At 44.0% G+C, this 14,476-nt stretch carries 13 protein-coding genes, 1 tRNA gene and 1 riboswitch; of the genes, 4 read left to right on the top strand and 10 right to left on the bottom strand.

What is annotated here, in order from left to right:
- Window positions 1-85: 85 nt before the first annotated feature.
- On the bottom strand, window positions 86-502 hold the full coding sequence (locus tag AACR75_RS14565; RefSeq protein WP_013857256.1) for a CBS domain-containing protein: 417 nt from the start codon (window positions 500-502) through the stop codon (window positions 86-88).
- A gap of 274 nt (window positions 503-776) precedes the next feature.
- Here AACR75_RS14565 and AACR75_RS14560 point away from each other — a divergent pair, with 274 nt between their 5' ends.
- Complete coding sequence (locus AACR75_RS14560) at window positions 777-1,742, top strand: sensor domain-containing diguanylate cyclase (RefSeq protein WP_013857257.1); 966 nt, start codon at window positions 777-779, stop codon at window positions 1,740-1,742.
- Here AACR75_RS14560 and moaE read toward each other — a convergent pair.
- The 5 genes from moaE to moaA all read right to left on the bottom strand — a co-directional run bounded on the left by moaE (window position 1,739) and on the right by moaA (window position 4,530).
- Window positions 1,739-2,209, bottom strand: coding sequence for a molybdopterin synthase catalytic subunit MoaE (gene moaE, locus AACR75_RS14555; protein ID WP_038148363.1), 471 nt, complete (start codon window positions 2,207-2,209; stop codon window positions 1,739-1,741). The genes AACR75_RS14560 and moaE overlap by 4 nt on opposite strands.
- A gap of 2 nt (window positions 2,210-2,211) precedes the next feature.
- Window positions 2,212-2,457: a molybdopterin synthase sulfur carrier subunit gene (gene moaD / locus AACR75_RS14550; protein ID WP_010320680.1), complete on the bottom strand. Its 246-nt coding sequence runs from the start codon at window positions 2,455-2,457 to the stop codon at window positions 2,212-2,214.
- On the bottom strand, window positions 2,450-2,950 hold the full coding sequence (gene moaC / locus AACR75_RS14545; protein ID WP_047690708.1) for a cyclic pyranopterin monophosphate synthase MoaC: 501 nt from the start codon (window positions 2,948-2,950) through the stop codon (window positions 2,450-2,452). Before moaC ends, moaD begins: the two co-directional genes overlap by 8 nt.
- Before the next feature lie 10 nt (window positions 2,951-2,960).
- Window positions 2,961-3,473, bottom strand: a complete 513-nt coding sequence (gene moaB / locus AACR75_RS14540; protein ID WP_010320682.1) for a molybdenum cofactor biosynthesis protein B — start codon at window positions 3,471-3,473, stop codon at window positions 2,961-2,963.
- 67 nt (window positions 3,474-3,540) lie between these two features.
- Window positions 3,541-4,530 carry a GTP 3',8-cyclase MoaA gene (gene moaA / locus AACR75_RS14535; RefSeq protein WP_026028246.1) on the bottom strand — a complete coding sequence of 330 codons (990 nt, stop codon included), beginning with the start codon at window positions 4,528-4,530 and terminating at the stop codon, window positions 3,541-3,543.
- A riboswitch (molybdenum cofactor riboswitch) is annotated at window positions 4,519-4,662 on the bottom strand. (Overlaps the previous gene by 12 nt.)
- Window positions 4,663-4,841: 179 nt before the next feature.
- Between moaA and AACR75_RS14530 the strand changes: the two genes are divergently transcribed.
- Entirely contained in the window at window positions 4,842-5,732 is an 891-nt protein-coding gene (locus AACR75_RS14530) for a YvcK family protein (protein WP_047690705.1), read from the top strand.
- Here the strand turns inward: AACR75_RS14530 and luxU are convergent.
- The 3 genes from luxU to uvrB all read right to left on the bottom strand — a co-directional run bounded on the left by luxU (window position 5,729) and on the right by uvrB (window position 9,750).
- Window positions 5,729-6,067: a quorum-sensing phosphorelay protein LuxU gene (gene luxU, locus AACR75_RS14525; protein WP_047690702.1), complete on the bottom strand. Its 339-nt coding sequence runs from the start codon at window positions 6,065-6,067 to the stop codon at window positions 5,729-5,731. The genes AACR75_RS14530 and luxU overlap by 4 nt on opposite strands.
- Before the next feature lie 4 nt (window positions 6,068-6,071).
- The gene (luxO, locus tag AACR75_RS14520; RefSeq protein ID WP_047690700.1) at window positions 6,072-7,478 is read right to left on the bottom strand and encodes a quorum-sensing sigma-54 dependent transcriptional regulator LuxO; all 1,407 of its coding nucleotides are present in this window, start codon (window positions 7,476-7,478) and stop codon (window positions 6,072-6,074) included.
- 241 nt (window positions 7,479-7,719) lie between these two features.
- The gene (uvrB, locus tag AACR75_RS14515) at window positions 7,720-9,750 is read right to left on the bottom strand and encodes an excinuclease ABC subunit UvrB (RefSeq protein ID WP_047690958.1); all 2,031 of its coding nucleotides are present in this window, start codon (window positions 9,748-9,750) and stop codon (window positions 7,720-7,722) included.
- A gap of 546 nt (window positions 9,751-10,296) precedes the next feature.
- On the opposite strand from uvrB, the gene AACR75_RS14510 reads away from it, so the two are divergent.
- Window positions 10,297-10,372 (top strand) — tRNA-Asn (locus tag AACR75_RS14510).
- A gap of 156 nt (window positions 10,373-10,528) precedes the next feature.
- On the opposite strand, the gene AACR75_RS14505 is transcribed toward AACR75_RS14510, so the two are convergent.
- Window positions 10,529-12,814 (bottom strand): glycoside hydrolase family 9 protein, encoded by a 2,286-nt coding sequence (locus AACR75_RS14505; protein ID WP_047690697.1) that lies wholly within the window; start codon window positions 12,812-12,814, stop codon window positions 10,529-10,531.
- Window positions 12,815-13,399: 585 nt separating this feature from the next.
- On the opposite strand from AACR75_RS14505, the gene AACR75_RS14500 reads away from it, so the two are divergent.
- On the top strand, window positions 13,400-14,473 hold the full coding sequence (locus AACR75_RS14500) for a 3-deoxy-7-phosphoheptulonate synthase (RefSeq protein WP_047690695.1): 1,074 nt from the start codon (window positions 13,400-13,402) through the stop codon (window positions 14,471-14,473).
- Window positions 14,474-14,476: the final 3 nt, after the last annotated feature.

Genomic DNA, 14,476 nt, shown 5'->3' with positions numbered 1-14,476 from the left:
CCCATGAGCATAGGCAAACTATGTGATTGGGGTGAACGAACGTAGCCAACACCGCTGCAGCTTCAAGTAGGAAGGGTATAGTTTGCTATGTTGGTTTTTTAAAACAATGCGTTAAGTTTTTCCCTAATGCTCTCAGTACATCTCTGCGCGTAATAATGCCAACCAATTTACCTTGATCGATCACGGGATAAACTTTCGGTTTTCCTACTTTCATCATGTCAGCAAGCTCAATAATAGAGGTGTCTGATGAAACGGACAGCACTTCAGGGTGCATGCAGTCACGGACTAAATGGGTGTCTTCACAGAAATAACTCACCTTCACCAATTTATCGAGCAAATCCTGCTCTGATAGAAAGCCAATCACTTGTTCTTGGTCGTTAATAACAGGACCACCAAGATGCTCCGAACGCATCACTTTTTCTAAAGCCGCAGTCATTGGCATGTCCGGTTTGAAGGTGATGGCTTGTAATGTCATATAGTCTTTAACTATTAGCGATTGCATATCTGTCTCCTTGGTTGCAACGGTATGCTGCCTTAAGTTAAGTGTTGACTAATTTCACCGTTTTGCTAAATGGAAAAAATCGATTTTTCTCATCGGCACAAACTATCGATATTACAAATAGTTAATTTTTATCAAGGGTAAATGGCAAAATCTTTTATCAAAACGTCTCATTTTTGAATCAAACAACACGTTAAGAACACGATGTCTCGCAAGATTTTACAGTTAATATCATTTATATCTTAAACATTGACCGTTGTATTAATAAGGACTGGGCATGGTGAATTCGCCACTGTTTTCCGAGATTATAGAAAACCCAGCACTGATGCGCAGCTTGTTGGAGTCATTACCTGAACCCACTTTTCTGATTAACCGCGATGGCGTATATGTGGAGGCCTTAGGAGGAACGGATCGCAGCCGACACCACGACCCAAGAGTTCTCATTGGTCTCAATCTATACCAGGTATTACCCGAAAAAAAAGCCGCTTGGTTTCATCAAATTATCCAAGAAGTCATTGATAACGGACAAATGCGAGAGTTTGAATACGATCTCGACCTAAGGGTAATTGCTCAATTTAAAGGTAGCTCTGGCCCTATCGATATTCAGTTTTTTAACGCATTGGTCATCCCGCTGAAAAATACTGAGTACGTGCTATGGATTGTGAGAAATATTACCGCTTATAAGCGCACGTTAGAGCGGCTTTCTATACACCAACTTGAGTTAGAAAAACTGACCAATGTGGATCATTTAACTCAGGTCTATAACCGTTATGCGATGGACTCATTACTGCCCAAAGCGTTAGATAAGATCAAACGTGAGCAAAGTAGTGCTGCAATTTTCATGATCGACTTAGATTGCTTCAAAGAATATAACGACCACTATGGCCATGTGAATGGCGATACTGTGCTGCGCAAGATAGCGAGCACTCTGCAGCATTGGAAACGTAAAGATGACCTCTGCTTTCGCTATGGAGGAGATGAATTTCTACTATTTATTGCGGATATTGATATTAAACAGTGCGAGCAAAAAGCATTACAACTACTTAGTGAAGTGAGAGAGCTGCAAATCCCTCACCGCTATTCTCGTGTCTCATTGTATGTATCGATTACTATCGGCATCCAATATTGCGAACACATACCGACTGGCATGACGCCAGAACAGTTTGTATCAACGGCCGATAAAGCGCTGTTTCACGCGAAGAATCAACAGCGCGGAACTATTCATATACTACACAAGGCTTAGTCGATGGTGTGATGATTAGCCCAACGCTGCGCGGCTTGGGCATCTGAATCTCGAGACTCCACCCAGCGTGTTTGTTCGGTGGTGCGCTCTTTCTTCCAAAACGGTGCTTTGGCTTTAAGGTAATCCATAACGAATTCGCACGCCTCAAAAGCCGCACCACGATGTGAGCTCGACACGCCTACAAACACGATTTGATCGCCAATATCTAAATCACCGATTCGGTGGATCACACGGATTTTTTGCACCGGCCATCGTGCCTGCGCCTGATCACAAATATCACTCAAGGCTTTTTCTGTCATTCCCGGATAGTGCTCAAGCGTTAAGCCAATAACATTATCACCTAAATTCATATCACGAACTTTGCCAATAAAGGTAACCACAGCGCCAGCGGAAGTACCTTGCGACAAATCACGGTATTCTGCGTCTACCGAGAAATCTGATATTTGAACGGAAATACGGCTATCCATCACTAGCCTCCGGTTACTGGAGGAAAAAAAGCCACTTCATCACCATCACTTAACGGGTAATCAAAGGCAACGATGGTTTGATTGACTGCCACCAGCAGTTTTCCCGGTTGCAAGGCTAAATCCCATTTCCCAGGCTGCGAGGCTAAGTGGCTACGCAGTGCTTCAACCGTAGCAAACTGTGCCTTGAGTTGAATGCTGTCTTGGCCGATCAACTCACGAGTTTGAGCAAAAAAGAGGACATTAATCATGCGTGACCTTTTGTTGTGGCTGAGCGCTAAAGTAACCAGATTTCCCGCCGCTTTTTTCAAGTAAGCGCACTTGTTCAATCACGATATCTTTTTGTACTGCTTTACACATGTCGTAAATGGCTAACGCCGCCACCGATGCCGCGGTTAAGGCTTCCATTTCAACCCCTGTTTTACCGGTTAATTTACACAATGATTCAATTCGAACTTTGCTTTGTGCTTCGATGGCTTCAAGCTGCACTTCTACTTTAGTAAGCAGCAATGGGTGGCACAGTGGGATTAAATCCCACGTTTTCTTCGCCGCTTGAATGCCCGCAATTCTTGCGGTGGCAAACACATCACCTTTGTGGTGTTGCCCAGAAAGGATCAGTTGCAGCGTTTGTGGTGACATCTTAACAAAGGCTTCCGCACGTGCTTCACGTACGGTTTCAGCCTTGGCAGAGACATCGACCATATTGGCTTCGCCTGAGGCATTAATATGAGTAAATTCGCTCATTGAAACCCCGTTAAACCGAAAGATGTGGCATAAAGTTGCATGGGCGATGGCTGGCATCTAACTGCTGTTTGATGATTTTTGTCCAACCGGTTTTGCACGCTCCTGTTGAACCTGGCATGGCAAAAATAACCGTATGGTTGGCAAAACCTGCAATGGCGCGAGACTGAATGGTTGAAGTGCCAATTTCATCGTAAGAGACCAATCGGAACAGCTCGCCAAAACCTTCAACTTCTTTATCAAACAAGGGCTTTAATGCCTCTGGTGTGCTGTCGCGTGAGGTAAAACCCGTTCCACCCGTGATCAGCACGGCTTGCACGTTTTCATCCGCGATCCACTGAGAAACAATCGCGCGAATTTTATACTGATCATCAATAACAATCTGCTTATCGGCCAGAATGTGTCCCGCTTGTTGAAGTTGCTCAGCTAAGTAACCGCCTGAAGTATCGTTTTCTTCAGTACGAGTATCGGAAACCGTCAGTACGGCAATATGTGCTGGTTGAAATGCGCTTTCTGCGTGACCCATGTGTTCACCTACTGTTCAAATGTGTACCAACATCACCCGCTAAACAATAGCCAGTGACAAAAAGAATTTAGCCGCCAATGGAGGCGAGATTAGGCGTCATACCCGTATTGCCATCTTGTAAAAAATGGCTGACCGACTTGGTCTGTAATTGCGCTTGAATTCGCTCAATTAAGGCTTGCTGTTGATTATCTTGGGCGAGCAGATCGCGTAATTCAACGCCTTGCTCACCGAAAAGGCACAGGTGTAACTTCCCCTTTGCCGAAACACGTAAGCGGTTGCAGCTATGGCAAAAGTTTTTCTCATACGGCATGATAAGACCGATTTCACCTTGGTAATCGGCATGAACAAATACTTGCGCTGGCCCATCATTGTGAGCTCGGGTTTTCAGCACCCAACCATTGGCAATCAGTTGATTACGAATGGCAACACCTGAAATATGGTGACGCTCAAACAGCGAGTCCATTTCACCAGTTTGCATTAGTTCAATAAAACGAAGTTGAATAGGGCGATGTTTAATCCAATCTAAAAAAGCAGGTAACTGCTGATGATTAAGGTCTTTTAGCAGCACAACGTTGACTTTAACTTGCTGGTAACCGACTTCAAAAGCGCGATCAATCCCCGCCATCACTTGCGTAAATTTGTTTTCACCCGTGATTTGGTGGAACATTCTTGGATCAAGACTATCGACACTGACATTGATATGCGTTAACCCGGCCGATTGCCAACCTTCTACTTGTTTGGCCATACGGTAACCGTTGGTGGTGGTCGCCACTTTCTCTATACCAGCGGTATTCGCCACACAAGCAATAATGTCGTTAAAGTCTTTACGCAAAGTCGGCTCCCCCCCTGTGATGCGTACTTTCGACGTACCACAGTCGGCAAAGGCTCGCACGACGCGTTGTATTTCAGGAAGGGTTAAAAAAGACGAGTTTTTCTGCCCCGAAGGTTGATAACCATCAGGCAGGCAATATGTGCATTTAAAGTTACAGACATCTGTAACAGATAAACGTAAATAATAAAATTTACGTTGGAATCTATCTTCGAACTGTTGCGCCACGGAACACCTTTCCAAATACGGGAGGCATAATCATTTCCAATTATGCCCTTGTGGTATTAGACCACTGGCTTAACCACCCTATCTCACAAAAATGAGACTTAGCCAGTTAAGCTCGGAGCTATGGCAGCCGTTGAGGTAGTATAATTAACTATCTCTACAGCAGCTGATAAGTAAAATACTTAATATTAGTAAGTGATTCTACCCTTATCGTAAAAAAAAAGAGTCCATTACCCAATTTACCTCCTAATGAGTATGGGTTGTGAACAAGCTGATTTAAATTGTAGTTAATTATTAAAAAATAAGAAGAACAGATGACTCTATACACTTCAAAGAAAGTCGTCGCCATTGGCGGAGGACATGGGCTTGGACGCATGCTAGCGGCGTTAAAAGATTTTGGCTCCAATGCGACAGGGATTGTAACCACCACAGATAACGGCGGTTCCACTGGGCGCATTCGCCACTGCCAAGGTGGCATTGCATGGGGCGATACACGTAACTGTATCAACCAGTTGATCACTGAGCCTTCAATCAGTTCGATGATGTTTGAATATCGCTTTAAAGGTGCGGGAGAACTCAATGGCCATAATCTCGGTAATTTGATGCTGACTGCATTAGATAACCTATCTGTGCGCCCTTTAGACGCGATCAACTTGATCCGAAACATGCTCAAAGTCGATGTTAATATTTTACCTATGTCAGAGCATCCTTCTGATCTTAGTGCACTTTCTATGGATGGTCACTGGGTCACGGGTGAAACGAACGTGGACGAGATGACGGAAGATTTAAGGCGCTTAGATTTATCACCTGAAGTGCCAGCAACCAAAGAAGCCATACTCGCCATCAGTGCAGCAGACTGCATCATCCTTGGCCCGGGAAGCTTTCTCACCAGTGTGATGCCACCACTACTGCTGCCCGAAATTGGCAATGCCATTGAGCAAAACGTAAAAGCAAAGCTGATTTTTGTTGAGAACTTGTCTCCCGAGCAAGGACCTGCTGGTCGCATGTCGCTACGGCAGAAATTGGAATGGTGTGAGCGCGCCTGCCACGTGCGAAAAATCGATGTGGTGATCGGCGATACACCACATCCGGAGCTGGCTGAACACTGGCATTGTGTCACTACAGAGCTAGCATCATCCAATCGTGACTGGCGGCACGACCGAGTTAAACTTCAAAAAGCCATTGAGAATCAACTCACAAGCTAATCCATCAAGTGGCAGTAGCAACGATGCGTCTCTTCGATAAGAGCGCGCATCGCCGCCACGTCTTCAGCCTCATCAAAAATGCAGTTTGCCTTTCCTTTGCTATCGATATCCACTGCTTTAGCGCACAGTTTATCCGCACCAAAGCTGGCGGCACTGCTTTTTAGAGCATGGCTGATGTCTTTTAAATATTCGATTTTATCCGGCAGATTTTGATCAGCTAGCTTCTGTGTATAGGCGCTCAGCTCGCTGAGAAAAATATCGAGCAATATTGGCACATTCTCTTCTCCAATTTCTTGGGCCAAATGCGCAATTTTGTTTTTATTGATCAGTTCCATATCTCTATGAGTTCTCTCTACTGTTCCACGCTTGAAGCTTGCGGTAGATCGTTGAAGGGCTAACGTCTAAATAACTGGCTGCTTTAGGAATATTACCATCACACGCTTCTATCGCTTGTTCGATGGCTTGCTTTTCCGTCATCCATAAAGGAAAAATATCGTGCACGGTTATATTTTCCTTGCGCGTTTCCGTCGTTAGGTTTGCTAATCGGATCTTGTTATCCACGACTTGATTTAGCGGTGGCGGTAACATGCTCAGTTCGATCTCGTTGCCGTGGTTCAATACCACCACATTCCGCAACACGTTTTGCAGTTGACGCACATTACCCGGCCATTCATAGCGCGTAAAACGCTCCACAACCTCTGGCGCTAAGCGGACAAAACCTTTGCCTTCTTCTTTAGACATAAAGCCGAGTAAAGAGTAAGCAATTTCAATAACATCATCGCCTCGCTCGCGTAGCGGTGGTAAATGCAATGGGATCACATAAAGACGATAGTACAAATCTTCACGAAAACGACCCTCTTGTACCTCTTTCCATGGATCGCGGTTGGTAGCGCAGACAAAACGAACATCGACACTTTTCATCTTCGATGAGCCCACTTTCTGGAATGTGCCCGTTTGGATAAAGCGCAACAGCTTGGTCTGCAAATCCAAATCCATTTCACACAGTTCATCCAAAAACAGTGTGCCGCCATCAGCCAACTCGGCTGCGCCTTGGCGATCGGTCGCTGCGCCAGTAAATGCGCCTTTCACGTGACCAAAGAGTTCACTCTCTATCAAGTCTTTAGGAATGGCGGCGCAGTTAATCGCAATGAAGGGTTTATCGCCACGTTTACTGGCCGCATGAATCGCTTCTGCGCACACCTCTTTACCCGTGCCACTTTCGCCAGTAATAAAAATACTGGCTTTACTGGAGGCCGCAGAGTCAATGGTTCGATAGACTGATTGCATGGTTTGACTGCTGCCAATAAAACCTTGGTAGTTCTGATTACCCGGGTTACCAGCCTCATTTTTTAGTTTGCTAGCTTTACGTATGGCGTTGTTAACCGTGACGCGCAAACGGTCTGCTTCACAAGGTTTGATCAAGAAATCTTGGGCACCGTGACGCATCGCTTCCACGGCGGTATCGATCGAACCATGAGCGGTCATGAATATCACTGGCACATTGGGGTAGTGACTTTTCACAGCATGTAAAACGTCCATGCCCGTCATATCGGGTAATCGAAGCTCCAGCAATATGAGGTCCGGCTCTCGGTAAGCTAAACTCTCTATCGCATCACGACCTGTACCAACAATATTGATATCGATTTCAAGGGGAGTGAGGTATGAACGATACAGCGCCGCAACGGAAGCCGTATCTTCCACCATCAAAAGATATTTAGCCTTTTGTAGAGAAAAGTCAGGTTGCATATTCTAGCCATTATTATTTTGCACTTTGCCTTAACTATTGCATTAAGGTTCGCATTTTGCAAAATAAAATAACAAAAAGGCACTAATTCGTTAGTTAATAGCCCTTTTTGCATAAAATTAATTGGCACGATATGTGCTCTATTCAATATGACCCTTAGGGGTCACCTAGCCAACTGACGTTGTTAGTGAATAAAGTGTTCACAAATAACAGCCAATAGACCTTTTTCTATTGGCTATTTTTTTAACTGTTGGTAATGAACTGCTGACGCAGTTTTTCAATTTGGTCACGCTTTTCGGCAGCCAATTCAAATTCTAGGTTTTGTGCGTGTTTGTACATTAACCCTTCTAGTTTGGCGATCTCTTTTTCCAGTTGTAGCGGCGTGAATATTTCATAAGTTTGCGAGTTTTCTGCCACCTTCGACAAAGGTACTTGTTTGCTCATCCTCTGCTGCTTGGACTTAGTAATATCACCTAACTCCATAATATCTTTGACATTACGTTTCAGCGCCTGAGGTGTTATCCCTTGTTCTTCATTATGTGCTTGCTGCTTTTCACGGCGACGATCGGTCTCATCCATCGCTTTCTTCATTGAGTTAGTAATGCGGTCAGCATAGAGAATCGCTTTGCCTTCAATGTTACGTGCCGCACGGCCAATAGTCTGAATTAATGAACGTTCTGAACGTAGAAAGCCTTCTTTATCCGCATCAAGAATTGCGACAAGAGAGACTTCAGGCATATCCAAACCTTCACGCAGTAAGTTAATACCCACTAACACATCAAATTCGCCTAGGCGAAGGTCGCGAATAATCTCAACCCGCTCAACAGTATCAATATCTGAGTGCAGATATCTGACCTTAACCCCATGTTCATGAAGATACTCAGTTAAGTCTTCAGCCATGCGTTTAGTCAATGTCGTGATCAGCACACGTTCATCTTTCGCTGAGCGAATGCGGATCTCTGACAACACATCATCCACTTGTGTTGCGACTGGTCGTACTTCCAGCACGGGATCAAGTAGTCCGGTTGGGCGCACCACTTGATCCACAATTTGTCCGGCTGATTTTTCTAGCTCATAGTTGCCCGGGGTAGCAGAAACAAAAATCGTCTGCGGCGCAAGTGATTCGAACTCTTCAAACTTTAATGGACGGTTATCTAAAGCGGAAGGCAACCGGAAACCAAACTCCACTAACGTTTCTTTACGTGAACGATCGCCTTTGAACATCGCACCAATTTGCGGCACGGTTACGTGTGATTCGTCGATAATCAATAAACCGTCATGCGGTAGATAGTCAAACAGGGTCGGAGGCGGCTCTCCCTCTTTTCGCCCACTAAGATAACGTGAATAGTTTTCAATACCTGAACAAAAACCGAGCTCATTCATCATTTCAATATCAAATTGAGTACGCTGCGATATGCGCTGCTCTTCGAGTAGTTTATTGTTTTCCAACAGATAGGCTTGGCGAGTTCGCAGCTCCTCTTTGATGTGCTCTATCGCATCGACAATGCGCTCTCTTGGCGTAACGTAATGCGTTTTAGGATAGATGGTATAGCGAGGAAGATCTCGCTGAATCATTGCGCCCGTCAATGGGTCAAACAAACTGATGCAATCTACCTCATCATCAAACATTTCAACACGCACGGCCGCATAATCCGATTCCGCGGGAAAGATATCGATGACCTCTCCACGAACTCTAAATTGACCACGTTCAAACGCCATATCGTTACGTGTGTATTGGAGCTCGGCTAAACGGCGGATAATGTCGCGCTGATCCATCACATCACCACGGCGAACATGCAGCATCATTTTCAGATAAGAATCAGGATCACCCAAACCGTAAATCGCCGATACAGAAGCTACAATAATCGCATCTTTACGCTCAAGCAGCGCTTTAGTCGCGGAAAGTCGCATTTGTTCTATGTGTGAGTTAATCGAGGAATCTTTTTCTATAAATGTGTCCGTGGTCGGCACATACGCCTCTGGCTGATAGTAGTCGTAATAAGAGACGAAATACTCAACCGCATTATTGGGGAAAAATGACTTCATCTCACCATACAGCTGGGCTGCGAGCGTTTTATTCGGTGCCAACAAGATAACCGGACGCTGCGCCTTGGCGATCACATTAGCCAAGGTGAATGTTTTCCCTGAACCCGTCACACCCAATAAGGTTTGATGAGCAAGACCTGCATCTAGCCCATCAAACAATTGCTTGATCGCCGTAGGTTGATCGCCTGAGGGTTGATAGCCCGATACCAATTCAAACGTTTTGCTCATAATGCCGTTGTCCTCTATAACTGAATAGGCATTCTCGCTGTTAGCCATGTTTTGTTGCAAGTAATTGTTCAAAATAGTTGCGTCGTAAATCACCCCTGTTTTGAAAAAATGCTAGTTTCTTCTCCATACGTTTGCTACCATCTTCGGCCTGATTCGTAAAAAACCACTCCTAACTTTCAAAAATAATCCACTTGTTTTCCCCAAAATTTCAAAATGACTCCCTTTTTCTCATCGCCATTCATTTTCATTTTTTATTGATAATTTCAGTTGATAAATCAAAAAATAAAATAAAAAACATAGTGTTATATAAAAAATAAACTCAACAAATGAGTAGAGTAATAACTCAACATTCATTGATGAAACGAATTGCTCAGGATTCGTCAACACACTTATCCACAATTTTGGTGGATAACTAAACCTAGCCTAATTCCGATAAGGGGTACAGAAAAGTAAAGTATTTTCAGGGAAATATTTTTACTTTTTCTTCGGCTGGAAAGGTTGACACTGAACACCCCACTCGCTACCATTCGCACCGCTCAAAGCAATTCCCCCTTAGTTCAGTCGGTAGAACGGCGGACTGTTAATCCGTATGTCGCAAGTTCAAGTCTTGCAGGGGGAGCCAAATTCCAGAAAAAAGACGTCCCAGGACGTCTTTTTTTGTATCTAAATCTAGCTATTTCAAGGAATTGTATTCTCTTAACGTCTTTTCCTGACTCGAACTAGCTTAGAAGTTTAGGTGCATAAATATTTTCCCCAAACCAAAAAAGTGACCCGTTAATCAATATAATTGCCCTTCATCCAAAGCAGAAGAAACCCAAACGAGAGGAGCATTCCAATTAATCGTGATCTCATTAAACGACCATGCATTAATGTTATCTCTATAACAGGTTTGGCCAACACACTGCCCCTTCAATGTCGCAGCGACTGGATCACTGTAACTCACGGAGTTGGGTCCACCCACTAGTGCGCCAGGTGCTGGAGCTGGTGACTTTTCATCCGCAGCATGTGCCCAAAAACGGTGATGTGGACTTTTAGCCGCATTGGTGCCGTAACCTGTAATATAAGACAGGTTCATTGGGTTCGCGCCTAGTAAGTAATCCATCGCATTTGCAGCCGCTTTTACATACTTAATATCGCCGGTGAAATCATTCGCATAGATTAAGAAGATAGCTCTATTTACAAAACTCGAGTTCGATCCCCACGGATACTCTTCTACCGTGTAAGGAATATGATAACCCTCGTTATTAATCTGGCCCACAAAGTTATCAGAGGTTGCGATTAAGTTTTTCCTTGCAACTTTAATTTGATCATCACCCAATCCATTAGGCACAACGGCCAAGCTTATTGTTGCTAAAGGCGCTGTGTACCCCCAGAACATTTCGCCATCTGCTTCAATGTTACCTTTTGGTGTCTCTAGATAATGAGGAGAAGCTTTCAGTGCTTTAAGGTACTTGCTGTCACCAGTGGTGATATAAAGTTCACTTGCAGCCCAGTAGAACTCGTCTGAAAGCTCTTTATCATCATATGGGCCCGACCCTGTGAAGTTCTCATAGGCAAGAATATGAGGATTTTTGCTCGCGGCTTCCCAAGCCTCTTGCGCCGCATTCAAACAGTTTTTTGAGAACGCAGGATCAATCTCTTTCCAAATTCGCGCACATTGAGCACCAATTGCTGACAAGTTCAACGTAGCCGCAGTGGTTGGATAACCCACATATCGCTTTTGGGTGTCCATGTGAGGTGGCAGTGGCATACCTGTCCAAGCTTCATCAGCAACTTTATGGAAAGCCATACCTTTTGCGTCAATCTTAGTCAGTTTAAGTGTTTTGTCTTCAGACTGGTCACCAACAGGAGCCGCTACAGGTTGGTCACTATGGATCTGCATTGCCAATATAAATTCGATATTCCAACGAGCCTCAGACAACAAAGGATTAACGCCATTTCCAGCTTCTGGAATTTTCACTTTCCCTTCTGCAAAAGGAATTGGTGCGTTATCTAGCCATTTACCTCTTTCAAACAGGTTCAAAAGGGTCCAAGTCGAGATACCGCTGTTAACCGTATACTTACCATGGTCGCCAGCGTCATACCAACCGCCAGTTACATCGACAGAAAAATCACAGCCTGGCCATTTATTACCCCAGCTGTCAGTCTTATTAAAACAGGTAACCACATCGCTCATATGCCCGCCGGGACGCGCTAGATCGTCACGCTGTACCAGAGCCTTATCAATCTCAATACCACTACGGTTTTGGTAGAAGTAAGACAATGCATCGTACTTCAACTGACTGTAGATATCTTTGCTAATGCTAAATGGCAAGCTCTCGTCTTCACCGACTTTTACTTTCAAGCCACTCATATCTGATCTGTAGTTCGATAGGTCAATACGGTGAATAAACTCGCCTGATGCCTTATTAAGACCAAAAACTTCCGTTTTACCTAAATCGACATTGATATTGCTGTTGTTTGTTAGCACCCACTTTAATGGCTCTTTAGATTCATTCGCGACAAACACAAACTTATCTGCTTGAGGAAGGTAACCGACTTGGTTAGCACGAACAGAATTTATCTTCAGCTCTTCAATGTATTTCTCACCGACGACTGAAACATTGCTAACGCATACGGTTCCCTTTTTCTGGGCGCCCATTTGAAACTGGAACTCAGTTTTAGCATCGCTTTCAACATCATGGCTGAACTTAAACTTATAGCTCTTCTTCTTCAGTGAGACTTTTGTATCATCCACAAAATAGTTGGTATAAGGAGGACCTTCATGCTGAATAAGCGTTCTCATTTGAGTATCAACGGTTGCATAAGCATCAAATGAAACTTCATAATCTGCTTTGTTTGCCAACCCAATCCCGCCCTGTCCTAAAATCACATTCCAAGGGTTCTCTCCTGGACTTCTAATCTCAAGACATGCTTCGCCATTTTTGATTTTTACATCTGCACCAGCATTCCACCAACCATCCATATTCCCGTTAAATTTGCCGTTCTTAATTTGCTCATTTGCATAAGCAAAACACGATGAAAGAATGAGTATTGTTGCCAATGATAGTTTGAATTTATGCATATTTACTCCTAGACATATAAATTACAACACCATTGAAATTAAGCGATTTTCATGGCTAATAAGTAGATGTCTGAGCACAAAAGAACCGTTCTAAAAACGCCTATTTCTCTCTTCGTGATACTGCTAGCACTTACCTCTAAGGTGATGAATCTGTTTCAAGGAAATCTCATCGATAAATTGACTTGTGCTCTAGCGAACAATTATATCAATCGGGGGGTAAACTAACTTTATGGCCTTTACAACATGCTCTTGAGCCCGGCTAACTATCTAGACCTTTGATATGAGCATAAGACCAGCTTGTACTCTTGGACTAAACGACCATGGTAAAAATCTTCTATTGGTAACCCCAAACGCTCACCAATCACCGTGGGCATTAATGTATTGATCTACGGCAGGAGATCAAAAAGCACAATCATCACAAACGTAATAGTGATTGATCATTGCTAACAGCTCATTTTAAACGCGTTCCCCCATTTTGATTTAAATCTGTTTACATATTGACAATTGTACAAATGTTTCACACTATCGAAAACAATTAATGATAATAATTATCATTACGTCGTAATGTTTATGCGGATAGTGCCCATGAAATCTCTACATAATGTGATGAACGCTTCATCAATCACTCCTTTACCCAATCTATACCTTCTAGACCAATCATCAGAAACCGATAATCAACGATCAATGGCCGTTCACCAACACCGCCAAGACATTCAAAATATCTTGTCGGGTCGTGACTCAAGGATGTTGGTGATTATTGGGCCATGTTCAATCCACGACCCTGAGGCTGCAATTGACTATGCACAACGACTCGCAAAGGCACAAAAACAGTTCAGCAGCACTCTCAAGTTGGTGATGAGAACTTATTTTGAAAAACCGAGAACGCGGACTGGCTGGAAAGGATACATGGTTGACCCTGATCTCAACGGTCAATTTAACTTACTCAAAGGGCTAAGCTCTAGCCGTGAATTACTCAAGTCAGTCTTAGCGCTGGGTGTACCAACAGCAACTGAGTTTTTAGATACGTATATCGCACCGTATATCGCGGACCTTATTTGTTGGGGTGCGGTTGGCGCAAGAACCACTGAATCACAACCACATCGCCAACTCGCGTCAGCATTGCACTGCCCTATTGGTTTTAAAAATGGTACTGACGGCAATACGACCATTGCAATCGATGCGATTCATGCCGCTAACGATTCACATCTGTTGATTATGGCGGGTGAGAATGGGCAACCGGTTGCGGTGCAAACTCAAGGTAATCCATATTGCCATATCATTTTACGTGGTGGTGTCACGCCAAACTATGCAAGTCACAGTGTTAAAAGTGCGGCTTATCAATTGCACCATAGCCAGCTCAACAGTAGGCTAGTAATTGACTGCAGCCACGGCAATAGCGGAAAAATCGCTAAGAATCAATTGGATGTAATAAATAACATTGCCCAGCAACTGCTGTCTGGAGAGCGCCGCATTGCGGGGGTAATGTGCGAAAGCTTTTTGCAAGGCGGTAGCCAAGCTTTGAATAAAGGTCCGCTCTGCTACGGCCAATCCATCACTGATGAGTGCTTAAGTTGGGAGGATACAATGTGCTTTTTAAATACGCTCGATGATGCGGTTGCAACACTTCAACAGCAGCAATATTGTCACGCTCCAGTGTAAACG

It is taken from the genome of Vibrio sp. ZOR0018, from assembly GCF_963865925.1.
GTDB classification, from domain to species: domain Bacteria; phylum Pseudomonadota; class Gammaproteobacteria; order Enterobacterales; family Vibrionaceae; genus Vibrio; species Vibrio anguillarum.
The sequence above is the reverse complement of the archived record's forward strand: the minus strand, read 5'-3'. Positions and strand labels throughout refer to the sequence as shown.

Coding starts and splice junctions, on each gene's coding strand:
- AACR75_RS14565 (WP_013857256.1), bottom strand. CDS start 502: ATGCAATCGCTAATAGTTAAAGACTATATGACATTACAAGCCATCACC.
- AACR75_RS14560 (WP_013857257.1), top strand. CDS start 777: ATGGTGAATTCGCCACTGTTTTCCGAGATTATAGAAAACCCAGCACTG.
- moaE (WP_038148363.1), bottom strand. CDS start 2,209: ATGGATAGCCGTATTTCCGTTCAAATATCAGATTTCTCGGTAGACGCA.
- moaD (WP_010320680.1), bottom strand. CDS start 2,457: ATGATTAATGTCCTCTTTTTTGCTCAAACTCGTGAGTTGATCGGCCAA.
- moaC (WP_047690708.1), bottom strand. CDS start 2,950: ATGAGCGAATTTACTCATATTAATGCCTCAGGCGAAGCCAATATGGTC.
- moaB (WP_010320682.1), bottom strand. CDS start 3,473: ATGGGTCACGCAGAAAGCGCATTTCAACCAGCACATATTGCCGTACTG.
- AACR75_RS14530 (WP_047690705.1), top strand. CDS start 4,842: ATGACTCTATACACTTCAAAGAAAGTCGTCGCCATTGGCGGAGGACAT.
- luxU (WP_047690702.1), bottom strand. CDS start 6,067: ATGGAACTGATCAATAAAAACAAAATTGCGCATTTGGCCCAAGAAATT.
- luxO (WP_047690700.1), bottom strand. CDS start 7,478: ATGCAACCTGACTTTTCTCTACAAAAGGCTAAATATCTTTTGATGGTG.
- uvrB (WP_047690958.1), bottom strand. CDS start 9,750: ATGAGCAAAACGTTTGAATTGGTATCGGGCTATCAACCCTCAGGCGAT.
- AACR75_RS14505 (WP_047690697.1), bottom strand. CDS start 12,814: ATGCATAAATTCAAACTATCATTGGCAACAATACTCATTCTTTCATCG.
- AACR75_RS14500 (WP_047690695.1), top strand. CDS start 13,400: ATGAAATCTCTACATAATGTGATGAACGCTTCATCAATCACTCCTTTA.